Source organism: Olsenella uli (assembly GCF_016899935.1).
Taxonomy (GTDB): domain Bacteria; phylum Actinomycetota; class Coriobacteriia; order Coriobacteriales; family Atopobiaceae; genus Thermophilibacter; species Thermophilibacter uli_B.
Genome location: NZ_JACJJK010000005.1, coordinates 70,032 through 94,845, shown reverse-complemented (window position 1 = coordinate 94,845; position 24,814 = coordinate 70,032). Strand labels below are relative to the sequence as shown.

At 65.4% G+C, this 24,814-nt stretch carries 19 protein-coding genes and 1 pseudogene; 15 read left to right on the top strand and 5 right to left on the bottom strand.

The window, feature by feature from the left end; genetic code table 11:
• Nucleotides 1-74 precede the first annotated feature (74 nt).
• Nucleotides 75-884 (top strand): ZIP family metal transporter, encoded by an 810-nt coding sequence (locus tag H6A07_RS05850; RefSeq protein ID WP_204813998.1) that lies wholly within the window; start codon nucleotides 75-77, stop codon nucleotides 882-884.
• A gap of 200 nt (nucleotides 885-1,084) precedes the next feature.
• On the opposite strand, the gene H6A07_RS05845 is transcribed toward H6A07_RS05850, so the two are convergent.
• Nucleotides 1,085-2,722, bottom strand: a complete 1,638-nt coding sequence (locus H6A07_RS05845) for a protein kinase domain-containing protein (RefSeq protein ID WP_204813997.1) — start codon at nucleotides 2,720-2,722, stop codon at nucleotides 1,085-1,087.
• A 53-nt stretch (nucleotides 2,723-2,775) separates the two neighbouring features.
• Entirely contained in the window at nucleotides 2,776-3,525 is a 750-nt protein-coding gene (locus H6A07_RS05840) for a hypothetical protein (protein ID WP_204813996.1), read from the bottom strand.
• 262 nt (nucleotides 3,526-3,787) lie between these two features.
• Here H6A07_RS05840 and H6A07_RS05835 point away from each other — a divergent pair, with 262 nt between their 5' ends.
• Nucleotides 3,788-4,726, top strand: coding sequence for an FHA domain-containing protein (locus tag H6A07_RS05835; RefSeq protein ID WP_204813995.1), 939 nt, complete (start codon nucleotides 3,788-3,790; stop codon nucleotides 4,724-4,726).
• Nucleotides 4,727-4,730: 4 nt separating this feature from the next.
• On the opposite strand, the gene H6A07_RS05830 is transcribed toward H6A07_RS05835, so the two are convergent.
• The 3 genes from H6A07_RS05830 to gpmA all read right to left on the bottom strand — a co-directional run bounded on the left by H6A07_RS05830 (nucleotide 4,731) and on the right by gpmA (nucleotide 8,789).
• Nucleotides 4,731-6,767, bottom strand: a complete 2,037-nt coding sequence (locus H6A07_RS05830) for a hypothetical protein (RefSeq protein ID WP_204813994.1) — start codon at nucleotides 6,765-6,767, stop codon at nucleotides 4,731-4,733.
• Between the two features lie 427 nt (nucleotides 6,768-7,194).
• Nucleotides 7,195-7,881: a hypothetical protein gene (locus H6A07_RS05825; RefSeq protein ID WP_204813993.1), complete on the bottom strand. Its 687-nt coding sequence runs from the start codon at nucleotides 7,879-7,881 to the stop codon at nucleotides 7,195-7,197.
• Between the two features lie 143 nt (nucleotides 7,882-8,024).
• The gene (gene gpmA / locus H6A07_RS05820) at nucleotides 8,025-8,789 is read right to left on the bottom strand and encodes a 2,3-diphosphoglycerate-dependent phosphoglycerate mutase (RefSeq protein WP_239471105.1); all 765 of its coding nucleotides are present in this window, start codon (nucleotides 8,787-8,789) and stop codon (nucleotides 8,025-8,027) included.
• Nucleotides 8,790-8,905: 116 nt separating this feature from the next.
• Here gpmA and H6A07_RS05815 point away from each other — a divergent pair, with 116 nt between their 5' ends.
• The 13 genes and pseudogenes from H6A07_RS05815 to H6A07_RS10430 form a co-directional block, all read left to right on the top strand.
• Complete coding sequence (locus H6A07_RS05815) at nucleotides 8,906-9,103, top strand: FeoB-associated Cys-rich membrane protein (RefSeq protein WP_204813992.1); 198 nt, start codon at nucleotides 8,906-8,908, stop codon at nucleotides 9,101-9,103.
• Between the two features lie 381 nt (nucleotides 9,104-9,484).
• Nucleotides 9,485-10,825, top strand: a complete 1,341-nt coding sequence (locus H6A07_RS05810) for a glutamine synthetase family protein (RefSeq protein ID WP_204813991.1) — start codon at nucleotides 9,485-9,487, stop codon at nucleotides 10,823-10,825.
• Nucleotides 10,826-11,021: 196 nt separating this feature from the next.
• Complete coding sequence (locus H6A07_RS05805; protein ID WP_204813990.1) at nucleotides 11,022-11,831, top strand: transporter substrate-binding domain-containing protein; 810 nt, start codon at nucleotides 11,022-11,024, stop codon at nucleotides 11,829-11,831.
• A gap of 138 nt (nucleotides 11,832-11,969) precedes the next feature.
• Complete coding sequence (locus H6A07_RS05800) at nucleotides 11,970-13,289, top strand: ABC transporter permease subunit (RefSeq protein ID WP_342636567.1); 1,320 nt, start codon at nucleotides 11,970-11,972, stop codon at nucleotides 13,287-13,289.
• Between the two features lie 9 nt (nucleotides 13,290-13,298).
• A complete protein-coding gene (locus H6A07_RS05795) occupies nucleotides 13,299-14,078 on the top strand; it encodes an amino acid ABC transporter ATP-binding protein (RefSeq protein WP_239471104.1) in 780 nt (259 codons plus the stop codon).
• Nucleotides 14,079-14,339: 261 nt separating this feature from the next.
• Nucleotides 14,340-15,014, top strand: a complete 675-nt coding sequence (locus H6A07_RS05790; RefSeq protein ID WP_204813989.1) for a response regulator transcription factor — start codon at nucleotides 14,340-14,342, stop codon at nucleotides 15,012-15,014.
• A gap of 148 nt (nucleotides 15,015-15,162) precedes the next feature.
• Nucleotides 15,163-16,566 (top strand): S1C family serine protease, encoded by a 1,404-nt coding sequence (locus H6A07_RS05785; RefSeq protein ID WP_204813988.1) that lies wholly within the window; start codon nucleotides 15,163-15,165, stop codon nucleotides 16,564-16,566.
• Nucleotides 16,567-16,711: 145 nt separating this feature from the next.
• A complete protein-coding gene (locus tag H6A07_RS05780) occupies nucleotides 16,712-18,094 on the top strand; it encodes a DUF2130 domain-containing protein (RefSeq protein ID WP_204813987.1) in 1,383 nt (460 codons plus the stop codon).
• 30 nt (nucleotides 18,095-18,124) lie between these two features.
• Nucleotides 18,125-19,546 (top strand): MBOAT family O-acyltransferase, encoded by a 1,422-nt coding sequence (locus H6A07_RS05775; RefSeq protein ID WP_204813986.1) that lies wholly within the window; start codon nucleotides 18,125-18,127, stop codon nucleotides 19,544-19,546.
• Nucleotides 19,547-19,558: 12 nt separating this feature from the next.
• Entirely contained in the window at nucleotides 19,559-20,953 is a 1,395-nt protein-coding gene (locus H6A07_RS05770; RefSeq protein ID WP_204813985.1) for a DHHW family protein, read from the top strand.
• Between the two features lie 112 nt (nucleotides 20,954-21,065).
• Nucleotides 21,066-21,656 (top strand): zinc ribbon domain-containing protein, encoded by a 591-nt coding sequence (locus tag H6A07_RS05765; protein WP_204813984.1) that lies wholly within the window; start codon nucleotides 21,066-21,068, stop codon nucleotides 21,654-21,656.
• Between the two features lie 13 nt (nucleotides 21,657-21,669).
• The gene (locus H6A07_RS05760; protein WP_204813983.1) at nucleotides 21,670-24,687 is read left to right on the top strand and encodes a M4 family metallopeptidase; all 3,018 of its coding nucleotides are present in this window, start codon (nucleotides 21,670-21,672) and stop codon (nucleotides 24,685-24,687) included.
• 61 nt (nucleotides 24,688-24,748) lie between these two features.
• Nucleotides 24,749-24,811: pseudogene (locus H6A07_RS10430) on the top strand (zinc-ribbon domain-containing protein); the annotation flags it as partial.
• Nucleotides 24,812-24,814 lie beyond the last annotated feature (3 nt).

Genomic DNA, 24,814 nt, shown 5'->3' with positions numbered 1-24,814 from the left:
ACTAACTGGGTGATACTTGAAGGGTCGTCCAAAAACTACAGACTCGATGAGCTCGAGTCGTTCGGAGGCCCCTCATGATCGACAACATCCCCCAGGCGCTTTCGTGGGCCGCGCTCGGCTGCGGCTTCACCTGGCTCATGACCACGGCCGGCTCGGCCGTGGTGTTCTTCTTCCGCTCCGACCGCAAGCTCATGCATCACATCTTCCTCGGCTTCGCTGCGGGCGTGATGGTGGCGGCGAGCGTGTGGTCGCTGCTCAACCCGGCGATCGAACAGGCCGAGGGCCTCGGCGTTCCCGGCTGGCTTCCCGCTGCGGGCGGCTTCCTTTTGGGCGTCGCCTTCCTCATGGCGCTTGACACGTTCCTCCCGCACCTCCACGCGGACGCCGACGAGCCCGAGGGCGTCCCCTCCGGCTGGAAGCGCACGACGCTCATGGTCTCGGCGGTGACGCTGCACAACATTCCCGAGGGCATGTCCGTCGGTCTGCTCTTTGCGATGGCGGCGCAGTCGGCGGGCGCGGCGGGGGAGGCCTACCTCGGCATGGCCGTGGCGCTCGCCGTGGGCATAGGCCTACAGAACTTCCCGGAGGGCGCCGCTGTTGCGCTGCCGCTCGCGCGCGAGGGCATGAGCCGCCGGCGCGCCTTCGCGATGGGCAGCCTCTCCGGCATCGTGGAGCCCATCTTCGGCGTGCTCGTGGTGCTTGCCAGCGGCTGGATCGCGCCGTACATGCCGTGGCTGCTGTCCTTCGCCGCCGGCGCGATGATCTACGTGGTGGTTGAGGAGCTCATCCCCGAGGCCCACCTCGGCGAGCACTCCAACGTGGGTACGCTCGGCTTCATCGCCGGCTTCGTGGTGATGATGGTCCTCGACGTGGCGCTCGGCTAGGTTGTAAACCTAGGTTGACTTATGGAGACCCCGTGAATCCCACTGCGCTGGTGGGATTAACATTGAGTTACCCTATACTAACAACCGTGCCGAGAAGAACAGTGACTCGGAACCCCGGCACGACACGTTGAACCCTGCCCGAGCGACGGACCCTCTCCCCGTTGCGAACGGCAAAACCCAAGCGCCGCCTGCCCACCCCCTCAGGGCAGGCGGCGCGCTCTTGTCGACACTCTTCCGTGGGACGTGTCCGCCTCTTCCGGGAGCCGACGTCGCCTCTCGCGGATGATGCCGGGAACGCAGGCGCACGCGTAGTCCGTCACCAGCGGCAGCCACGCGGCGCTTGCACAGAGAAGCTCGGCTGCGAGCAAGCCGGTCAGCCTACCGCCAGGCTCGAGCACACGCCAGAGCAGCAGACCGCTCGCGACAGACGAGAAGAGAAGCGCCGCGCTTCCCCGGATGAGCCCAGACGCGCTCGAGGTGTCGCGCCATCGTGCGAGAAGGGCGGTGAACGCAGGTGCCATGAGCGCGGACCCCACGAGTACGGCCTGAGCCGGGTTGCCCCTTCCGACTAGCCAGGCCGTCGTGAGAGAGGTTGCCGCCCACACGAGCAGGCCAACGAGCCGTCCCCCGCCGCGCAGCAGGCGCCGCACAGAGAGCGGCGATTCCACGACCAGCCAGGGAGCCCCCGTCATGCAGGGGGTGAGGGGGTCGCCGCTCAGGGCCCGGCGCACGTTCTCGCCGTAGCGAGACGCGAACCCGTCGAGTTCATCGCGCATGACGCTCGGTGCGGGGCGACGGCCCTGGTCCGAGGCGAGACATGCCATGATGGCGTCCACTATCTGCTCGTCCGCGAGCGCGAGTGCCCGCTTGAGCTCGCTGTTACGAGGGGAAAGGTCCCGCTCGAGCGCGATCGGGGCAACGATGACGGACACCTCGCCTTCGCGCGAGAGGACCGCCGCGAGGTCATCCGTCGCGACGTGCGCCGGAACGGGCCTTTCGGGCTCTCGTTCGGTCTTGAGCCGGTAGGGAGAGGCCGTCCGAGTCGCGCCGGGAAACGGCGGGCGGCCGCCAATGAGTTGGCACAGCACGCTTCCCACGGCATAGACGTCCACCGCAGGGGAGTGCCGCCGCCGCTCGACGGACGGAATGTCATCGCTCAGCATCTCCGGTGGCGCATAGTCCACCGTCGCATGTCGCAGCGCGCCGTTTGTTGCGGTGAACGAGCCGCCTGCTGCAGAGACGGGCTCCGCCGATCCAAAGTCGACGAGACAGAGGTCGAACGCCCCCTCTCCCCGCTGAGCCTCAAGCGAGCGATGGGTTGTCCTGACGATGACGTTTGCCGGCGAGATGTCGCGATGCACGATGCCCGTGCCCACGAGCGAGAGCCTCGAGACGAGCTCGAGGAGGTCTCGGCCCAGTCGCGCGACGGTGAGGGGCGAGATGCGTCCCTCGTCGTCGACCGCGAGCTCGTGACGCGCCTCCGCGAGTGTCACTCCCTCGACCCACTCCATGACTATGACGGGGACGCCCTCGCTCGAACCAAACCCAAAGAGCCGCGGAAACCCGCGGAGGGCACCGAGCTCGCGGTGGCTCTCGTACTCACGCCTGAAGGCAGCGCGCAGCGACTCCTCGTCCAAGCCGTTCCGGTTGTCTTCTGGCAGTATCAGCTTCTTGACGGCAAGCTGCTCGTCGAGCGCGTTCGTCGCGTGATACACTCTGCCAAGGCCCCCGCGCCGGCTCCGACGCTCGTCAACGAAAAGCGTCGAGAGGCGCCTGAGATAGGCGTCGCGCTCGGACTCCGCGAGGGTGAACGGCGCCTCGAACTTCTCGATTCTCATGATTCGAGAGGGACCTGCGCCCGAAGCCGCAAGCCTGCAATCGCCTGGCGTGCTCATATCGCCAGCCCGTCGTAGTAGGAGTGGAACTCAGACAGGTAGCCCCCGCTCGAGGAGAGCGGGCCCGAAAACTCGCCGACGTGGCTGCCTGGATCGTCGTAGCTCACGTTGATGTCCCAGGCGTCGGCATAGCAGCCGACGTAGCTCATGAGGCAGCGATACGAGCCGATTAGCCGCTCCTGTTCGTCACAGTACTGGGAGTTGTTGGATCGAACGTAGTCGCGAACGGCCACGTACTCGGAGAAGAGCTGCTGGGCAAGGGCCGCGCAGGTGCCCCGATGAGAACGGCGGACGGAAAGGCTTGCGCCCACGCTGTCCGCTTCGAAGGAGCTCGCGCAGGCGCTTGCCTGGCTTACGTATCCCGGAATCGAAGACGCCTTGCCCGAGAGGAACGACCTGAAGGCCTCCTCCTCGGCGGCGCTCGGGGTGGAGGAGAAGATGCTGTCGGCCCCATCGGGTTCCGTGGCGCTGGGGTCTTCGGGCGTGGAGGGGGCGGGAGCCTCCTCGTCGGGGCTGCCCGTGCTGGCTTCGTCGCCTTCCTCGGGAGACGAGGCCTCCTCTTCGGAAGAGGCCTTCGGTGGCGCCGAGCCGTCCTTCTCGCCATTGTCCACGGACGCAGCGCTCTCGTCCGTCTCGCCCTCGGCGGTGTCCCCCTGATTCGCAGGGGTCCCGCTCTCGTTCCCGCTTCCGTTTGGCTCCGACGCCGACCCGGTGGCCCTCTGCTCTGCGGGGGCAAGCGGAGCCATGAGGTTCGGAAGCTCCGTCAGATAGACGGCCGCGCTTCCGACGAGAAGCACGATCGAGGTGGCGACCAGGGCGACCGCTCGCGGCGGGAGGCTGGCTGACCAACCGGTCCTGGGTCCTCTATGGTGCGTGCGCGGCATCGTCGTTTCCTACCTTCATCGCGTGTCGGCCGGTCAGGGTGCCATGCGTGGGGCGCGCCCTTTCCCGTCGTGTAAAATGATACGGCACGAACGCTGGTGCCGACGGACTGGGAGGTGTCCGGAGTTGCTGATCGTCGACGAGCCCACTCCCTGCGGGGTGATGTTTGACCTGCTCAAGCGGGCCGGCGGCATCACGCATCGAGAGCTTGCGGACATCGTCCTCTCCAGGCGCCCCCTGCCGAGCGGCAAAAGTCCGCGCGACCTCGCCCGCGACCGCTCCTGGCTCTCCCACTCTGTGGTCCACGCGCCGGCGGGTACGCTCTCGCCACGTTATTTCCGGGACTGGGGGAGTGCGGCGACGTGCGTCCTGGGTCGCCTGAAGTCTCGGAGGGGCAAGGCCATGACCGCCGAGGAGGTGGTCTCCCTGCTTGTCGGCGAGCGGGGGCGTGCCATGGACCGCGCGCTCGAGCTGTGCCGACAGGATGCTACGCTCTACCGCAACGCCGTCGATCGGCTGGCTCAGGGAGAGGGGCTCGCCCCAGGTGAGCGCGCCGAGGCGTTGCTCGTGCTCTTCGTGGCGGCGGGCTGCTCCTCGGACGCGTGCGAGGCCGTGTCCTACGCCATGGGCTACGTGAACGACACCCTGAGGCGTCGTGCCTCCACGCCGACGGCGAGTCCCGTGCGGGCGGTAGAGGGGGAGTGCACCGAGGTGAGGACCAGGCTCGGCCTCATCCGCATCCAAGACGGTTATGTCGCGGGCGGTCCTCATTGGCTCTCCAGCTCCGATGGTGGCGTCGAGATAGGGGCGCTCGCGATGGGTGACGGTGACATCACCGACGTGGGCCCCGGTGTCTCCGGAAGGCATCTTCGCGTCTGGCATGACGAGAGGGACGGCTGGCTCGTCGAGGATTTGGGCTCCAAGAACGGGACGGAGCGCATCGACGGCGCGAGCCACGAGCGCGTGTGGCTGGAGTCCGGCGTGCCGGTTCCGCTGCGCCCCGCCGACGAGCTCGTGCTCGCCGGCGAAACCACGCTCGTCGCAATCGAGGGCGTGGTGGGGTAGGGGTCTAGAGCTGTTTCTCGAGATAGTCCATCTCCTCAATGAATCTGACGACTTCCTCTTGCGTCGGGTTCTGCGAAAGTGTCGAAAGTCTCTTTTCATAACCGATGAGCGCGTTATATTGCTCCTCTAGGTCCGAAAGCCTCTTTTGTCGCTCCGCTTCTGCTTTACCGCGACCGAGCAGCGGAAGCTTCATCTTGGTCACCCCGTCGATTTGTGCGTTGATATAGGCTTTCTTGGAGCTCAGGATCCTCTTGGCACTCTCATAGGGAGCCTTGAGATGTTCGTGGGAGTTCCAAAAATCTTGCACCCAGTTGGTGAGGGAGAACAAGGCATTGTCGGTCACATATGTCTCTGAGCCCCTTGCGTAATAGATTCTCCCTTCAATCAAGAGGCCGATGACCGCATCCTTAACGGTCTGCTCGGGAATCTTGCTTAGGGACCGTCTTATGTCGAGAAAGCTCTGCTCGCCCGAGTCGAGGAGGGACAAGATATCGCGCTTTGTCATATCGAGTTTCAATTGGTTGCCCCCGTCCTTGGCGAGGGTGAGGTACTTTCTGACCATCCGATTGTTGGATTGTCTTTTGAGATAGCCTGCTGCAACGAAGGACGAGACGGTTTTGTCGATGATGGACGAGAGCGTGTAGAACGGGAGTGTGAGAGACGACTCCTTGAACGGGTACTCTTTGGTTGCGTCGCATACGATAGGACTTTTTGTTTGATAGTCGAGATAGGCGTTTGATAGCTTTGTGGCATAGAATTCAAGCTGCCACGAAGTCCCTCCAAAGGGAATATCAAAGATTATTCTCCCGTCTCCGTTGGAGCTCTCCGCGTCCTCGACGATTGCATCCCACACTTGTGGCAGATAGTACCTTTCCAGCTGAGGAACCTTGCACTCGTCGCAGACACAGTCAGCCTCGTTCGAGGTCAGCGCGCAGTAGGTCCTGCCACACAAGCTGCATGTTGCGAGCTCAAAGTGATAGCCCGTTTGTTTATCCTGCGACGCTGCTGTAAGTCCGTTCGGGATAAGCGGCGTCCCAGGCGTAATGTCAAACGATTCGAATGGCCTGGCGTCAAATTGAGGGGCGACCGTTCCGAGGGGCTTCTCCTCACCAGAAAGACCGACCCACGTTCCGACCGCGTCATCCGGTGTTATCAAGCTAAATGCTGGTGCCGATTCGAGCACATCCTCAAGGGAGATCTCCTGATCGGGGGCGTGGCACGCTGTCATGTTCGTGAGCGGTCTGTTTAGCTCGGACCTGAGGGCAACGTTTCTCCCAAGCTCATACTTTCTGCTTGGGAGCTTGAGAGCTGCTACAACAGCGATGAGCGGCTCCGCGTACGGTGACGATGACAGGTACTCCCTCACGGAATGGACGATCTCAGCCTTTTTTCGAGCGAGCTCGAGTCTGTGCTCGCGCTCTATCTCCTCGTGCGCCGCTTGGCACGTGGGGCAGCAAAGCGAGTATCGAACGGGGGAGTCGCATCTAAAGCATGAGATGGAGGGCGAGCACATAAACAGATGCTTTCGAACGAGTTTCATCGGCTCGAACAGCGGATCCGTGTAAGGCATGGCATCGAGGTCTTGAGGCGTGATGGGAGTCATGTCGTAGGAGCGGCCTCGTCTTCTCATGCAGACGATGCACGCTCCCGTAGAATGGCGCGCGAGATTGAGAACGAGATGTCCCTTTGGCTGATGCTTGCGGAGAAACTGCCTGACGTTGAACAGCCAGAGTTCTCGTGCCGTTGAGGGATGTAAGCCTACTTGACGGTAAAGCTGCTCATATTCAAGCTCGTTGGGCTCTTTTGGCAGGTCACTCGGCTTGCAGGCGTATGCTCCAATCGTTATTTCATAGACCCAGTTATGATTCTCGGTTTCAGGGTCCGAGGGATAGCGGAACGGACTTGACTCGTCCTTGCATTCGTAGCTGATTAACATGCTGGACGAGCACGCCCCCTCCAGAGTGGAGACGACTTCCTCTGGGGTCGAGGAGAGCAGCAAGACCGGCATGGGGTCAAAAAAACCGCGGGGATTATCCAGCATGCTTCCTCTTTACTGGCCTAAATCGTACGACCGCATGAAACCGCACTTGCTGCAGCGGTAGGTGTACTTCTTTCGTCCAAGTGCTCCAGCAGCAAGTCCGATTGGGCCGACGAGGACGGCGCCGGCGGCCGCCTTACCGGCGCTGAATCCACCCTGGTCAGTCCCGATATACTTCCATCCAAACATATCCCCACACGACGGGCACTTGATGGGGGCTCGTTCCTTCATGGCGGGGTCCTTTCGCTTTGACGTTGAATCGTCGGGTAAAACCGTCTGATAGAAAGTGCCGTTGAGCACAACGGGATTTGTGTGCTTAGACATCCGGGGGTTGCGCATGACGCGACGAGATGTTGTTCAGGTGAGGCGTCTGCAAAGGTCGTGATAAGTTGCAACCCAAGCGATCGTGTTGTGCGCGAATTGAGGTTTGTCACTGGTTGATGGCAAAAGTGAAGGTCTGGGTGGTGTCGTCTGAGCATGGGAGCGTAAAGGATATATCGAAGGGGTCGCTGAGCGATGCTGGCTCGAAGGGAACTGTTGCGTATGCGCGATACAGGTCCCTTACTCCGACGCTCGCGAGTATGTTAGTTACTGGGGTGCTGTCCCAATCCTGCTCTCCATCGAGATCTCTGATCGCCCAGCCGTACTCCCGCTCCTCGAACTCCGTGTACGTCTCTCCTTCGTAGGCAACGGCAACGAACTCGCTCTTCGTTCCAAAACCGTCAAGGTCAAGATAGTCCCTGTCCAGATTCTCGATCACGAGCTCATAGAACACGAGTGTGCTCCCCTTTGGAGCCACAAAGGCGTTGTTCGCGTCCTCCTCTGCCACGTATTCCTTTGGGCAGAAGTAATCGTTGTCGATGTTGAAATCCGCTCCAATCGGAAGCGAGTTGTTGAGGGCGATTGTGAATGCAGCATCGTTGAGCGTGAGCTTCACGAGGTCTGTCTCGACGGTCTCTCCAACTGCGTGCTTCTCGATTTCTTCCGGCTGCTCGGCCTTCTCGGGCTCCTCCTGCTCGGTGGTGGGGGCGCCTCCGCAACCAACTGAGCTAAGAGTTCCAATCAGACCGAGAGACCCTGCGAACAGGAAGTTCCTTCGCGTCAGCCGACGGGCCATTTCGTGCTCCTCTCGATGGGCGATGCTGCTGCGACCCATTGTGAGCGCACGTTTTCAGATAACGTTGATACAACATTTCCCGTCGGCAAGAAAAGGCCCCCGGCGGGACCGGGGGCCTTCTGCTTTCGCGCCGTTGGCGAGTCTTACTTCTTGGCCTTGCCCTGGTTGGCGACGGCGTTGATCTTGGCCTCGATGGTGGCGGGGTCGCCGATGTAGTGCTTGTCGACGACGTTCCAGTCCTTGTCGAAGGTGTAGGCGCACGGCACGCCGGTCGGGATGTTGACCTCGAGGATCTGCTCGGGGGTCAGCTTCTCGAACTGCATGACGAGGGCGCGCAGCGAGTTGCCGTGGGCGGCGATCAGCACGCGCTTGCCAGCCTCCATCTGCGGCTTGATCTCCTGCTCAAAGTACGGCCAGGCGCGGGCGATGGTGTCCTTGAGGCACTCGGTGTAGGGGAGGTCCTCCTTGGGGACGTCGCGGAACATCTCCTGGACGTGCGGGTCGCGCTCGTCGCCGGGCTCGAGGGCGGGCGGCTGCACGTCAAAGGAGCGACGCCAGATCTTGACCTGCTCCTCGCCGTGCTCGGCGGCGGCGTCGGCCTTGTTCAGGCCCTGAAGGGCGCCGTAGTGGCGCTCGTTGAGCTGCCAGGCCTTGTGAACGGGCAGCCAGTTGCGGTCGAGCTCGTCGAGCACGCAGTTGAGCGTGTGGATGGCGCGCTTGAGCAGCGACGTGTAGCAGACGTCGAAGTCGTAGCCGGCCTCCTTGAGGGCCTTGCCGCCCGCGTGGGCCTCCTCGCGGCCGGTGTCGGTGAGGTCGACGTCGGTCCAACCGGTGAAGAGGTTGAGCTTGTTCCACTCGGACTCGCCGTGGCGGACGATGACGAGCTGCATGGTCTGGTCGTCGGACATGTGACTTCCCTTCTCGATGCGGAGTTTGTGCGGCGGGTGCCGCACAACACATATAGTAGCTGCAACGGGTATAGTTGACCTTGGTTAACACAGAAAGTTTTTCCGAGGGAGTCCATATGGGTCCTGTCGACTATCTCGTCCTTGCCGTAGTGGCGGTGCTGCTCGTGCTGGCCGTGCGCGCGGTCATTCGTTCCCGCAAGGATGGCTGTGCGGGCTGCGGGAGCAAGGAAGGCTGCGCCGCGCACGCTGCGGGCGCGCCCTGCCCGGTTGCGCACGACATGCTCAAGAACGTCGAGAGGAAGCTCGACGCGTGACTCTGCGCGGCTTCCGCCCTGCAAAACGGTCGCTCGTGTGATGAAAAGGCCGACTGGGAAACAAAAAGCCCGTTCGTGTGATTCCTTTTTGGGAACGGAGCAGAGGCGCCCATCGCAAAAGTCCAGTTGAGAAATCAAATATCGAATCAATACGGGATTTGGAGCAAGAAAAGCTATCACACGAGAGGGCGTTTTGCAGCTCGGGCTCCTCGATTATCACACGAGCGGCTGTTTTGCAGAGCTCCGAAGGACTTTCCGCGCGCTTCAGCCGCTTCGCCTCACGAGGGACACGCTCGGCGGGCAACGGGTAACCGCCGCGAAACACATATGTGCCAACCTGTAACGGACTATGGTCTTCGCCGGCATCGGAGAGGAATTCGCATGAGCAGCGAGAAAGACATCGACTTCGTCCTGCGCACCGTCGAGAAGCGCGACATCCGCTTCGTGCAGCTGTGGTTCACGGACGTCCTGGGCAACCTCAAGTGCTTCGCGATCTCTCCCGAGGAGCTCGAGGAGGCCTTCGAGGAGGGCATCGGCTTCGACGGCTCGGCGGTGGACGGCTTCGCCTCGCTCGAGGAGTCGGACATGCTGGCCTTCCCGGACCCGGCTACCTTCGCGCTGCTCCCGTGGCGTCCCAAGGAGTCCGGCGTGGCGCGCGTCTTCTGCGACGTCTACACCCCGTCGCGCGAGCCCTTCGACGGCGACCCGCGCCGCTGCCTGCGCAAGGTCTTCGCCCGTGCCGACGAGCAGGGCCTCGTGCCCAACGTGGGTCCCAAGATCGAGTACTTCTACTTCGACAACGACCTCGACCCCGTGCCGCTGGACACCGCCGGCTACTTTGACCTCACGCCGATGGACCGCGCCAACGACCTGCGTCGCATGACCACGCTCACCCTGGAGAAGATGTCCATCCCGGTGCAGTACTCCTATCACGCGGCCGGCCCGACCCAAAACGGCGTGGAGCTGCGCTTCACCGAGGCCGTGAGCTGCGCGGACAACATCATGACGGCGCGCCTCGTCATCAAGCAGGAGGCCGCTGGCCAGGGCATGTACGCCTCGTTCATGCCCAAGCCCATCACGAGCGCCCCGGGCTCGGCGATGTACCTCTACCAGTCCCTGCTCGACCACGACGGCGAGAACCTCTTCTGGGCGCCCAAGGAGCACCACCCGGCGCACCTCTCCGACCTCGCGCAGCACTACGTGGCGGGCCTGCTTAAGTACGCGCCGGAGTTCACCCTGGTCACCAACCCCACGGTCAACTCCTACAAGCGCTTCGTCTCCACCGGCGAGGTCCCCACGCACGCCACCTGGGGCCGCAAGAACCGCTCCGCGCTCGTGCGCATCCCCACGCACAAGCCGGGCAAGCACGTTGCCACGCGCATCGAGCTGCGCAGCCCCGACCCCACGGCCAACCCGTACCTGGCGCTCGCCGTCACGATCGCGGCCGGCCTCAAGGGCATCGAGGAGGAGCTGCCGATGCCGGAGGAGTCCACGATCGACACCTTCGCCGCGCCAGACCGTGAGCTCGAGGCCAAGGGCATCCGGCGCCTGCCGCGCACCCTCGGCGAGGCCATCGACCGCTTTGAGGCGTCCGACCTCATGCGCGAGGTCCTCGGCGACCACATCTTCACCTACTTCGTGCGCGAGAAGCGCCGCGAGTGGGAGGAGTTCTGCACATCCGTGACGGACTGGGAGCGCGAGCACTACTACGGCGGCGTGTAGGGCGCGGACGAGAAGGACGCCCCCTCGGCGTGTCCATCTTGTAAAGAAATCTGAAGGTGCCGGGCGCATGGCGCGCCTTGCATCAGACTTGGCATCTGGCGACGGGCGGGGCGTGTGCCCTGACACGGGAAGACCCGTGCCTCCGTCGGGAAAGGGCGTGACCACGCGCCAAACCAATGGGGAGGAGAACCCAGACATGAAGAGCATGACCAGAAGGAACTTCCTGACCGTCGCGGGTGCGCTCGCGTCTACCGTCGCGCTTGCCGGCTGCAACGCCGGTGGCGAGCAGGACGCCACGGACGACCTCGGTCTCATCAAGGACGGCACGCTGACCGTGGCCGTCTCCCCGGACTTCCCCCCCTTCGAGAACCTCGACGGAGACGAGTACGTGGGCTTTGACGTCGACCTCATGAAGGCCGTCGCCGAGCAGATGGGCCTCGAGGTCGAGTTCAAGAACCTGCAGTTCGACGCCATCGTCCCGGCCATCCAGGCCGGCGGCCAGGCCGACGTGGGCTGCTCCGGCATCACGATCGACCCCGAGCGCGAGGAGCAGGTCGACTTCTCCACGTCCTACTACATCGACGACCAGTGCGTCGTCGCGATGACCGACAACGCCGACGTTACCGCTGACACCTACGCCGACGCGCTCAACCAGGAGGGCGTCGTCATCGCCGTCCAGTCCGGCACCACCGGCGAGACCTTCGCGCAGGAGAACTTCCCCAACGCCAAGGTCGTGGGCTACGGCAACGCCACCGACTGCTTCGCGGCCATGCAGGCCGGCACCGACGGCACCGTCGCCGTGGTCACCAACCTCGCCGTCGGCGAGAAGATGATTGCCGAGGCCTACACTGACGCCCAGATCGTGGGCAAGAGCGCCACGGGCGAGGAGTACGGCGTCGCCGTCTCCAAGGACAACCCCGCGCTGCTCTCCGCCGTCAACGACGCGCTCGCCGCGCTCGACGAGAACGGCACGATCGACGAGCTCACCACCACCTGGATGGGCTAGGCCGCACCCCAAGAAGACGGCGCGCCCGCGCCCGAGCATGACATGAACAGCAGGCCCTTCCTCGCCATGTGCGGGGAAGGGTTCTCGCGTCCAAGGGCTTCGGCCCACGGGGCGAGAAGAACGTCGAATCGAGGAACCGTGTCAGACCCCATCCGCCACCCGCGCCGCGCGCCGCGCCTGCTCGCGCTGCTCGCCGCGCTCGTCTGCGCGCTCGCGCTGCCGGCCACGGCCGAGGCCCTCACCGTGGAGAAGCTCTCCGCCCGCCCCAACGCCGACGCCGGCAACGACGTCCTCGGCGCCACCGAGACCCGCATCACCTGGGAGGCCCAGGCGGACGACGGCGAGTCGCTCACGTCGGTCAGCCTCAAGCTGCCGGATGGCACCGCCTTCGAGCTGGACGACGCCCGGGCCACCGTGCTCGCGGGCGCCGACCTCATGGACCGCGTCCCGGTGGACGCGTCCTTCTCGGCAGACGGCCAGACCGTGACGGCGGACTTCTCCGAGGCCCTGCCCGAGGGCAGCTACCTGCGTCTTGAGATCTACGGCGTGAAGTTCCCCGCGTCGGGCGGCGACCTCGCGCTGACGGGCAGCTACGCGACTGCGGACGGCGCCGAGCAGCCGCTCGCCGACATGCCCACGATCGCCGTCACGAGCGTCTCGCCGCTCGACGCCTTCGTGAGCGACCTCGAGCAGCAGGAGTGGGTCCAGGCCTGGAACTCCAACAAGTTCCTGCGCCTCTTCCTCAACCCGCCGATCTTGGTGTCGAGCGTGCCGATCGTCTTCAACGGATTTCTCATGGCGCTCGCCATCGTGCTGCTCGCCTTCCCGCTGGCGATTCCGCTGGGCTTCCTGCTCGCGCTCATGCGCACGTCCAAGCTGCGCCTGCTGCGCGCCATCGCGAGCGTCTACGTGAACATCGTGCGCGGCACGCCGGCGTTCCTGCAGATCTACATCGCGTTCTTCGGCCTGCCGCTCGCCGGCATCCAGGTGCCCACCTACCCGCTCGGCGTCGTGGTGATGGCGCTCAACTCGTCGGCCTACCTCTGCGAGATCTTCCGCGCGGGCATCCAGTCCATCCCCAAGGGCCAGTTCGAGGCGGCGCGCTCGCTCGGCATGAACGGCGTGCAGACCATGCTCTACGTGATCATCCCGCAGATGTTCCGCAACGTGATCCCCACGATGACGAGCGAGTTCATCCTGCTCTACAAGGACACGTCGCTTCTGGCCGCCGTGGGCGTCATGGAGGTCGTCATGTACGCCAAGACGATCGTGGCCTCCACCGGCTCGATCACGCCCTACATCGTGGCCGCCCTGTTCTACCTGGTGATCACGCTTCCGCTCGCGCGCGTGGTCAGCATGCTCGAGGCGCGCCTCAACGGCGGCGGACGCGGCTCCGACCGCCGCGAGCGCCGTCTCGACGTGGCGCAGACCCCCTCGGCCCACGAGTCCGGAATGTAGGAGGACAAGATGGCAGACACCGAGAAGAACGCCCCGGCCGCAGCCCCCGCGACGGCCGACGACGTGATCGTCAGCATCCGCAACCTGCACAAGTACTTCGGCGACACGCAGGTCCTGCGCGGCATCGACCTGGACGTACATCGCGGCGAGGTCGTGGTGGTGCTCGGGCCCTCCGGCTCAGGCAAGTCCACGATGCTGCGTTGCGTGAACCTGCTCGAGACCCCCACGAGCGGCCAGATTCTCTTCGAGGGCACCGACATCTGCGGCAAGGGCGTGGACATCAACGCCGTCCGCGCCAAGCTCGGCATGGTGTTCCAGCAGTTCAACCTCTTCCCGCACCTCTCCGTCAAGAAGAACGTCATGCTCGCGCAGCAGAAGGTCCTCAAGCGCGAGAAGGGCGAGGCGGAGCGCATGGCGGTCGAGCAGCTCACGCGTGTGGGCCTCGCGGACCGCATGGACTTCATGCCCTCCCAGCTCTCCGGCGGCCAGCAGCAGCGCGTGGCGATCGCGCGGGCGCTGGCGATGGAGCCGCACGTGATGCTCTTCGACGAGGCCACGAGCGCGCTCGACCCCGAGCTGGTGCGCGACGTCCTGGCCGTCATGCGCGAGCTCGCTGACGGCGGCATGACCATGATCGTGGTCACGCACGAGATGGGCTTCGCGCGCGACGTGGCCGACCGCGTGGTCTTCATGGAGGGCGGCGTGATCGTGGAGGAGGGCGCGCCCGAGCAGATCTTCGAGCACCCCACCAACCCCCGCACCGCCGAGTTCATCGGCAGCATCGACTAACCTCTGTCCGCGAACGCAGCGGTCATGCTGTTCGGGCTGCCCCGATGTTCCTCCGAGAAGTGCGCTTCGCGGAACTTCTCTCCGGAACATCGGGGCAGCCCTGCGTGGCCCTTCGGCGTTCCGGAAGGGAGTTCCGCGCAGCGCACTCCCTGGAGGAACGCCGAAGGGCCCCCGAGGGACCTCCTCGTGTGCGTATGAGGATGGTTGGACGTTGTGGTAACATTCACGTGTTCGTGCTGAAGCTTTGGGAGGGGCCTCAGGATGCATCACAAGAACATCCTGCTCATATCGGCAACCACGCGCCTGCATGACCGCATGCGCGAGCTCTCGCACGCCATCGACGTCTCCATCGCGCTCGCGAACGAGGAGACCTTCCCCCAGGCCGTCTCGTCCGGTCACGAGTTCGACCTCGTCATTCTCGACGGCGAGGGCATGAGCCAGGACCTGCTCAACGCCGTGGACTCCTTCGTTGCGGAGAACGGCTTCATCCCGCGCCTCCTGGTCCAGGACCCGGACAAGCTCGCCATGCTTCGCATGCCCACGCAGGGCACCAATGACTTCATCCTCTCCACGGCGGGCACGGCGGAGTTCGAGCTACGCTGCACGCTGCTGCTCTGGCCGGGGGAGGAGAGCGCGCCGGCCGACATCGTCACGATCGACAATATGACGATCAACCTGGCCACCTACCAGGTCTACATCGACGAGCATCCCGTGGACCTCACGCTCATGGAGTACTCGCTGCTGAGCTTCCTCGCCACGCACCCCAGCCGCGCCTACTCGCGCGAGACGCTGCTGCACCGCGTCTGGGGCTTCGAGTACTGCGGCGGCACCCGCACGGTGGACGTCCACATCCGCCGCGTCCGTTCCAAGGTGGGCCCGCAGGTCGCGAGCCACATCGTCACCATCCGCGGCGTGGGGTACCTCTTCCGCATCTAGTCGAAGGTGCCGTCTTTCAGCTTGCGGAAAGCAACGTGTCAGCTGGGTGTCAAAGCGCCGGCGACCGCGCGCCGTCCCGTGGTTTGGGTACATTCTCGACGGAAGGAAAACCGCCGCCACGCTGCGGCTCACGGGAAAGAAGGCAAGCATGAGCGACTATCCCTACGGAACCGGCGCCCCCGCGCCGCAAGGGCCGAGCGCCCAGGCCGGCCAGCAGCCGACCGCGCAGACGCCCCCGATCCCCGGCCGGACGCCCGGGGCTGCCCCCCAGAACCCGCAGACCCCGCCCAACCCGCAGACCCCGCCGGACTTCTCGCCCGAGAAGTCCAAGAAGGAGAAGCGCCCCCACACCACGCTGAAGGCGGCCCTCTTTGGCCTGCTCGGCGGCGTTGTGGGCGCGGGGGCGATCGTGGGCGCGCTGACGCTCTCGGGCGTCGTGGGCCCCACGTCCACGCAGGTCGTGGGCGGCGACGCCGCGCAGCAGATCACGATCGACCCCGCCGACGAGGACACCACCGTCGCCAACGCCGTGGCCGCCAAGGCGCTCCCGTCCGTCGCCACGATCTACTGCACGTTCCCGGACGGCGAGGGCATGGGCTCCGGCGTCATCTACGACACGGACGGCAACATCATCACCAACAACCACGTGATCGAGAACGCGGAGAGCATCTCGGTCAACTACAACGGCAAGAGCTACGACGCCACCCTCGTGGGCACCGACCCGTCGAGCGACGTGGCCGTGATCCACGTGGACTTTGGCGGCGACGAGGTCACGCCGATGGAGGTCGGCGACTCCGACGCGCTGCAGGTTGGCGACTGGGTCATGAGCGTGGGAAGCCCCTTTGGCCTGGAGAACTCCGTCTCGCAGGGCATCGTCTCGGCGCTCTCGCGCTCGACCCTGCTCGAGAACTCGAGCGGCAACACCCTCTACACCAACCTCATCCAGACCGACGCCACGATCAACCCCGGCAACTCCGGCGGCGCGCTCGTGGACGCCGAGGGCAAGCTCGTGGGCATCTGCACGCTCTTCTCGTCCGACACGCAGAGCTTCGCGGGCATCGGCTACGCCATCCCGGGCAACTACGCCACGCAGATCGCCGACATGATCATCTCCGGTGAGACCGTCACCCACGCCTACATCGGCCTCAGCATGCAGACCGTGACCCCCGCCAACGCGCTGCGCAACGGCCTCTCGGTCGACCAGGGCGCCTACGTGGTCGAGGTCGACGACGGCAGCCCGGCCGACGAGGCGGGCATCCAGGTGGGCGACGTCATTACCAGCATCGGTGACGAGGCCATCACCTCGGCCGACACCGCCCTTCTCGCCGTGCGCTCCCACGACATCGGCGACACCGTGGAGGTGCAGGTCATGCGCGGCGACGAGCAGAAGACCTTCGAGGTCACGCTCGGCTCCGATGAGGCGCTCCAGGAGCGGCAGGAGCAGGAGGACGAGACCGTGAACGTCAACGGACAGGAGATCAGCGTCGAGGACCTCATCCGCCTCTACGAGCAGTACCAGCAACAGCAGGAGAGTCCCTTCGGCGGACGCTAACGCCGAGAAGAACATCGACTCGGGGCCCCGCGACACACGTCGCGGGGCCTTTTTGCGTTGCGGGGACGGCGGCGCGGTTCTTCTCGCCCATTGTTGTCCGGTGCGAACGGTAAGCTGGTCTCAGGCGAGAAGGACGGAGGGTCCGATGGCAGAGATCAGGTGCCCGCACTGCGGCGAGGTGTTCCAGGTTGACGAGACGGAGTACGCGCAGATCGTGCGCCAGGTGCGCGACGCGGAGTTCCGACGCGAGCTCGAGGCGCGCGAGCGGAGCGCCGAGCGCGAGCGCGCGAGCGCCGTGGAGGCGGCGGTGGCGCGCGCCCGTCAGGAGGCGCTGGCGGACGCCGCGCGCAAGGACTCGGAGATCGCGCAGCTCAAGACACGCGTCAAGGAAGGGTCGGACGCCCTCGCGCTCGAACGGGCCCAGGCCGAGAAGAGCCTCGCGGAGCAGGTCTCCGGTCGGGAGCGCCAGATCGCGGAGCTCAGGGCGCAGCTCAAGGCGCGCGAGGCGGCCTTTGCCACGGAGCGCGACCTTGCCGTCACGCAGGCCACCGGTGAGCAGGACCGGCGCATCGCCGAGCTGGAGGGGAGCCTGCGCGCGGCTCAGCTGGAGCGCGAGCAGACGGAGGCGTCGCTGCGCCAGCAGATGGCCGAGCAGGCCCAGTTCAAGGACCAGACCATCCGCGACCGCGAGGATGAGATCGAGCGCCTGCGCAACCAGCGGGCGCGCCTGTCCACCAAGCTCATCGGCGAGACGCTCGAGCAGCACTGCGAGACGGAGTTCAACCGCTGGCGCGCCACCGCGTTCAGGAACGCCGAGTTCCACAAGGACAACGAGGTCGTGGGCGGCTCCAAGGGGGACTACGTCTTCCGCGAGACGGACGAGGGCGGCGTGGAGATCGTCTCCATCATGTTTGAGATGAAGAACGAGGACGACGCCTCGGCCGCCGTCAACCGCCACAAGAACGCGGACTTCTTCAAGAAGCTGGACCAGGACCGTCGCAACAAGGGCTGCGAGTACGCGGTGCTGGTCTCGCTGCTCGAGCCCGAGAGCGAGCTCTACAACGCCGGCATCGTGGACGTCTCGTACGCCTACGAGAAGATGTACGTCATCCGGCCGCAGTTCTTCATTCCTATGATCACGCTGCTCAGAAACGCCGCCGAGAGCTCGCACGCGTATCGGCGCGAGCTCGCGGAGGTCCGCCAGCAGAACCTCGACATCACGCGCTTCGAGGACGCGCTCGAGGACTTCAAGGACAAGTTCGGCAAGAACTACGAGACGGCGAGCCGCAAGTTCCAGACCGCGATCGACGAGATCGACAAGACCATCGCGCACCTGCAGAAGGTGAAGGAGAACCTCACCTCGTCCGAGAACCAGCTGCGCCTGGCCAACAAGAAGGCCGACGAGCTCACGATCCGCAAGCTCACGTGGAAGAACCCCACGATGCGCGAGAAGTTCAACGAGGCGCGCGCCGCGCGGGGAGAGGCGGGCGCCGGCGAGGGCGCCGTCGAGCCCGATGCGATAGAGTAGCTTAAAAGCGAACAAGAGAGCGGACGGCGCATGGTCTTCTCGAGCCTGATATTCGTATTCGTGTTCTTCGTCATCTATCTGACGGTCTACCGCCTGGTGGACGACCGCCACAAGAACATGGTCCTTCTCGTCGTGTCCCTCGTGTTCTACGCGTGGGGCGGCCCCGAGTTCCTCGTCCTGCTCGTGGGGGAGACCTTCGTGAGCTGGCTCACCGCGCTCGGGATCGGGCGGTCGGAGTCGCGCGGGACGCGCCGGGCCTGGCTCGCTGCCGACCTCGTGATCATGCTGGGCCTTTTGGCCTACTTCAAGTACGCCATGTGGATCGCGGGCACGCTGCAGGGGCTCTTTGGCGTGCCGGAGGCCGTGCCCAACATCGTGCTGCCGATCGGCATCTCGTTCTACACGTTCCAGCTGATCTCCTACACGGTCGACGTCTACACCGACAAGGTCGCCTACCAGCCCACCTACTGGAAGCTGCTGCTCTACTCCTCGCTCTTCTTCCAGTGCATCGCGGGCCCGATCGTGCGCTACGAGACCGTCGCCGACGAGATCGACCACCGCAGCGTGCGCCAGATGGACGTCTACGAGGGCACGCGTCGGTTCTGCATCGGGCTGGCCAAGAAGGCGGTCCTCGCCAACGCGTGCGCGAGCGTGGCGGACACCCTGCTGCCGGTGGGCACGGAGGGGATCTACACCCAGGTGACGGCGGGACTGTGGCTCGGCATGGCCTTCTACATGCTGCAGATCTACTTTGACTTCTCGGCCTACTCGGACATGGCCATCGGCATGGGCCGCATGGTGGGCTTCCGCTTCCTCGAGAACTTCGACTACCCGTACCAGTGCACCTCGGTCAAGGACTTCTGGCGGCGCTGGCACATCTCGCTCTCCACGTTCTTCCGCGACTACGTCTACATCCCGCTCGGCGGGAGCCGCTGCTCCACGCTCCGGTGGGTGCGCAACATGCTGGTGGTGTGGTTCCTCACGGGGCTCTGGCACGGCGCGAGCTGGAACTACATCCTGTGGGGCCTCTACTTCTTCGTGTTCCTGCTGCTCGAGCGCTTTGTCATCCGCGACCGCCTGCCGCGCGCGCTCGCGCACGTCTACGCGCTCGTGGTGGTCTACTTCGGCTGGGTGCTCTTCAAGTTCGAGAGCTTCCCGGAGCTGGGCTCGGTCCTCGCCGGCATGCTCGGCTTCTCCTCGGGCGGCCTCATGAGCATGGAGGTGCAGACGCTCTTCCTCCAGAACGTCTTCCTGCTCGCCTTCTGCGTCGTGGCCTGCACGAACCTCGGCCGGCAGCTGCGCGACGCCCTCCACGAGCTCTCGCGCAGCTCGACCGTGGCGCTCAGGGTCTTTGCCGTCACCGAGTTCGCGGTGCCGGTCCTGCTGCTGGCGGTCTCCGTCGTCGCGCTGACCGGCGCGAGCTACAACCCGTTCATCTACTTCCAGTTCTAGGGGGTGCCGCGCATGTCCAAGAGAGAGCCGAGAAGAACCGACCGCCCGCAGGGCCGCCCCGGCGCCCGTCCCGCCCGCTCGACCCGTCCGACCCGCGCGTCCCGCTCGCGCTCGCTGGCGCGCTGGCGCCAGGCCTCCGTCGACGCCGTCAACCTGCTGCTCGCCGCCGGGTTCGTGGTAGGGCTGGCGTTCTTCGCCCGCCCGAGCACCTCGGGGGTGGAGATGCGCGAGCTCACGCCCTTCCCGTCCTTCTCGCTCGAGGGGTTTCTCGACGGCTCGTTCACGAGCGACCTCTCCCTGTGGTACGCCGACACCTATCCGCTGCGCGAGCCGCTCGTGGCGGCGGACCAGTGGCTCGAGGCGCGCTACGGCATAGACACCGGGACCAAGATGATCGGCGGCAACGTCGTCGCGGACGAGCTGCCGCCCGAGGGAGAGACGGGCTCCGGGGCGGACGCCGCCCCCGCCGAGCGCGAGCAGGTCGAGGTGCCCACCGAGGACGCCATGGCGGCCGACATCCAGAACCAGATCATGAGCGGGCTCTACGTGAACAACGGGGCCGCCTACAGCATCTACTACTTCAGCCAGGAGGCGGTCGAGGGCTACACGGGCGCGATCAACGCCTGCGCCCGCGCGCTCGACGGGGAGGCCAAGGTCTACTCGGTGCTCGCGCCCAACAACTCCGCCGTGCTCGACGACGAGACCCTGGCCAAGCTGGGCGGGACCGACCAGCAGCAGGCGATCGCCTACTTCAACAGCCTCTACGACCCGTCGGTGGGGACGCTGGACTCCTGGGGCGCCATCCGGAATCACCGGGACGAGTACGTCTACTTCCGCACCGACCACCACTGGACCCAGCTCGGCGCCTACTACGTCTATGTCGAGCTGTGCGAGCAGATGGGTATCGAGCCGGTGGATCTGGCCGACCAGGAGACCATGCGCTTTGACGGGTTCCTCGGCACCTACTACTCCCAGATCCGCGACGCCGCTATGGCGGCCAACCCCGACTACGTGGAGGCGCACGTCCCCAACGGCACCAACGACATGACCTACTGGGACAAGAACGGCACCGAGGTCCAGGCCAACGTCATCACCGACGTGACGGGCTGGAACCAGGCCTCGCTCTACAACACCTTCATCGCTGGCGACCAGCCGCTCGAGCACATTCACAACCCTAAGAAGGACGACGGGAGCTCCGTGCTCGTGATCAAGGACTCCTACGGTTGTGCGTTCACGCCCCTGCTCGTGGACAACTTCGAGGACGTCTGGGTGATCGACTTCCGCTACTCGGACGAGAACATCCCGGCGTTCGTGCGCGAGCACGGCATCCAGAACGTGGTGTTCGTGAACAACATCTCGCTCGCCGGCACCCTCACGGTGGCCGACAAGCTCGCGAGCATGATGTAGGCCCTCGCGGAGCGTCCCTCCCCGCTCGCCCGGTCCGTGGCGTGCCTTCGCCCCGATTCGTGCGAGAATGGCAAAAGATTGCTTTCGTGATGCGAGGGAGAAGGGGGCGGGTATGTTCTGTCCGCGATGCGGGGCGCAGCTGCCGGACGGAGCGGCGTTCTGCGGGAGCTGCGGGTCGTCCCTGAGGGGGAGCGCTCCGGCGGCCGCGCCTGCGAGCGGGGCGCGCTCCGGCTCGGCCCTCCTCGCCCTGGACGCCGTCGTCTTTGGCGCGGCGGGGGCGTTCGGCCTGGTCAGCTTCCTCGGGAGCCTCTCCGACGCGATGCGCGCCATCGGCCTGCTCGAGGCCCTGCCGGCCTTTGTCTCGGCGCTCCTGTACGCGGCCTCGTCGCTGCTGCTCTCTCTGGGCCCGCTCATGTTCTGCGCGCGCGGCCTGCTCGTTCCCCGCACGGGTGCGACGCGGGGAAGGTGCGCCCTCGCCGTGGCGCTCTCCGTGGCGGCGATTGCCGTGTGGGCGCTGGGGTCGTTCGCGTTCGTCGAGCTCGGCCCCTCCGTGACGTCCGTGCAGGTCGTCTGCTTCTCGGCGCTCCACTTCGTGGTGCCCTGGGCGGCCGTGTCCGCGGCCGTGCTCTCGGCCGCGAGCGTCCTTCTCGTCTATCTCTTTGTCTGCGGCCGCAGGGACGAGACGTCCCGCGCGGGCGTCTGAGGGCGGTGATTCCATGAGCACGTGCAAGCGATGCGGGAAGCGCGTCCCCAAGGGGGAGGCCACGTGCCCGAGCTGCGGAGCTCCCGTCACGAGGCGTCGGCGGTGGCCGATCGTGGTCCTCGTGCTCTCGCTGGTCGCGATCGTTGGCTGCGGCGTCGTGTGCGCGCTGTGGGCGACGGGCGTCATCGGCGGGAGTCCGGGCTCGCCCCTCGGCCCGGCGGGCGGGGGAGGAAGCCCCGTCGAGGAGGCGTCCGACGACGGCGGGTCCGACGACCCCTTCGTCCTGCTGCAGCCGGGCTTCACCTCCGAGAAGGTCACGAGCGAGGCGGGAGCGCGCTCGGTCATCGCCGGAGTTGCCTCCAAGCTCGGGATTGATGACGTGGAGACGGAGCTCGTCGACTGCCAGGAGGGCGAGGCGTTCGACAACCGCTACTGGCGCTTCTCCCAGAGCTACGAGGGGATTCCCGTCTACGGGCGCGACGTGGTGGTCGGCGCCGACGAGGACGGCGAGGTGCTGTTCCTCTCGAGCAACTTCGAGGACATGGAGGGCGTCCCCACCGAGCCGACGGTCTCCGCCGAGGACGCCGAGGCTGCGGCGGGCGACTACCTGGGCGGGGAGAGCCGGGCGTTCGCAGGTGGCGTCGTCGTGTACTCGATCGGGGAGGAGCCGTGCTTGGCCTGGCAGGTTGTCTCGAGCGGCGCCAGCGGGCCCACAATCGTCTTCGTCAACGCAGAGACCGGCGATGCCGTGGCGAGCGAGCCGCTGGTCATCAACGAGCGGGCCACCGGGCGCGGACGCGACAACAAGAACGATGACGAGGAGGTCTCGTTCAACGTCTGGCACGATGACGACGGCGGATACCGGATGTTCGATGACGAACGCAACGTGGACGTCTACGACGCCAACGGCTGCACGATGACGTACGAGTTCGTCTTTGAGGACACTGACGGCACGAAGTACTACGCGGACAATTCCACTGACCCCGTCTCGTGGCGCACGGATGAGGGGAAGGTCGACGCGGAGGACGTTCCCAAGGACATGCCCTTCGTCGACCTGTCGTTTGACGTCAACAACATCTTCGGGCGCATCAACGCCGTGACGAGCGACACACCCGAGTTTGACAACGACGTCGCGGTGTCCGCCTACCTGAGGCTCTCGTCGGCAATTGACCTGTATGACAGCGTGCTCGGGCGCGACGGCTTTGATGACGAGGGCGGTCACGTGGACCTGGTGGTGAATGACTATCGCTGGTACGGTTGGAGCATCGACTCGGCCAACGCCTCCTCGCAGACGTTCCCTGTGTACGGGACGACGCTTCTGTCCATCGGCTCCAAGAACGAGGGCCGCATCGATGTGATTGGCCACGAGTACACCCACAGCGTGGAGGCAACGATCTCTGGTATGGTCTACGAGGGTGAGGCCGGCGCGCTCAAGGAGGCCACGTCCGACATCATGGGCGAGATTGCCGAGGACTACGAGAACGACGGCAGCCTCGACAACGACGTGGAGTGGCTGCACGGAGACCGCAGCATGGTTGACCCCATGAGCAAGAAGTACCCCGCCAGGTACCAAGGCGACCACTGGAAGAGCACCGACGACACGAGCGACGGCAACGATCATGGTGGCGTGCACACGAACTGCACCGTTGTCAGCCATGCGGCGTATCTGATGTGCAACGACACGGACGAGGAGCTCGCCGGCGAGGCGCTCGACACCGAGCAGATGGCGCGGCTCGTCTACGCGACGTTCTTCTCGCTCACTCCCGACAGCACGTTCTCGCAGTACCGCAACTGCATGGAGCTCACGGCGAACATCATGATCGAGGAGGGCTACCTCTCCTCGGAGAACCTCACGCGCATCTCCGCCGCGTTCGACGAGGTGAACATCGGTCGTGCCGACAACAACGACTACATGAAGGAGAACTCCGAGGGCGAGGTCCAGGAGGCCGTGACCACGATCAAGGGCAGCCGCGACGTCGCGCTCGTGCTCGACTGCTCCGGCAGCATGGACGGCGAGCCCATCGAGAGCATGCGCACGGCGGCGAGCGAATTTGTGAGCCGGGCAGCCTCCCCGAACGTCCGTGTGGGTCTCGTGGCGTACTCCAGCACCTCGACGACCCTCTCGCCCCTCTCGTCCAACCTCGGCTCGCTCGGGACGTCGATATCCGAGCTTACGAGCGGAGGAGACACCAACATGGACGCCGGCATCCAGGACGGCATGCAGCTCCTGGGGTCGGCCTCGGGGGACCGGAGGCGCATCGTGGTGCTCATGTCCGACGGCCTGCCCAACACGGGGCGGACGGACGAGGAGCTCGTGAGCTACGTCGACGGCCTCAAGGAGGACGGCGTCAAGGTCTACACCCTGAGCTTCGGCGACGACGAGGGAGGGCGCGCCCTTCTCGCCCAACTCGCCAGCCAGGGGTGCAACTTCAACGCGAACAACACCGACGAGCTCGAGGGATTCTTCAACGACATCGCGGAGGAGATCAGCGGGACCGCGTTCATCCGGGCCGAGGTCGCCTGCCCCGTCGACGTCACGGTGACCCTGAACGGGGAGACGCTCTCTTCGCGTCCCGAGAGCCTGTGCACGAGGACGTCCTTCGGGACGCTCACCCTGGAGGAGGACCCCGGGGGGGACGGGACCACGACGAAGGTCCTGCGCCTGCGCGAGGGCGAGCCTTACGACATCCAGATCGAGGGGACCGGCGTAGGCACGATGGACTACACGATCGGCTTCATGGACGAGTACGGCGACTACACCGACAGCAGGACCTTCTCGCAGATCGGCGTCACGGGCTCCACCAGGATGGAGACGACGGCGGTGCGTGCCGACGAGACCACGCTGCGCGTCGACGAGGACGGGGACGGCGTGACGGACACCGTCTGGCGCGCGACGGCCGGCGGGACGGCGAGCCGGGTGGACAACTCGGGCGTGGCCTGGGCCACGACCGTCGGGTGCGTCGTCGTTGCGGGAGGGCTCGCCGCGCTCCGGGTCCGCTCGCTCGTGCGCCGTCGGAGGAAGGCTGCCTAGGACAATCGGACGACTCTGACGGGATAGAGACGGATTGGGCTGGCGAAGAGAGGGGGCCCTGATGTTTTGTCGAAACTGCGGCGCTCAGATTCCCGACGGGAGCGCGTTCTGCCGGAACTGCGGACAG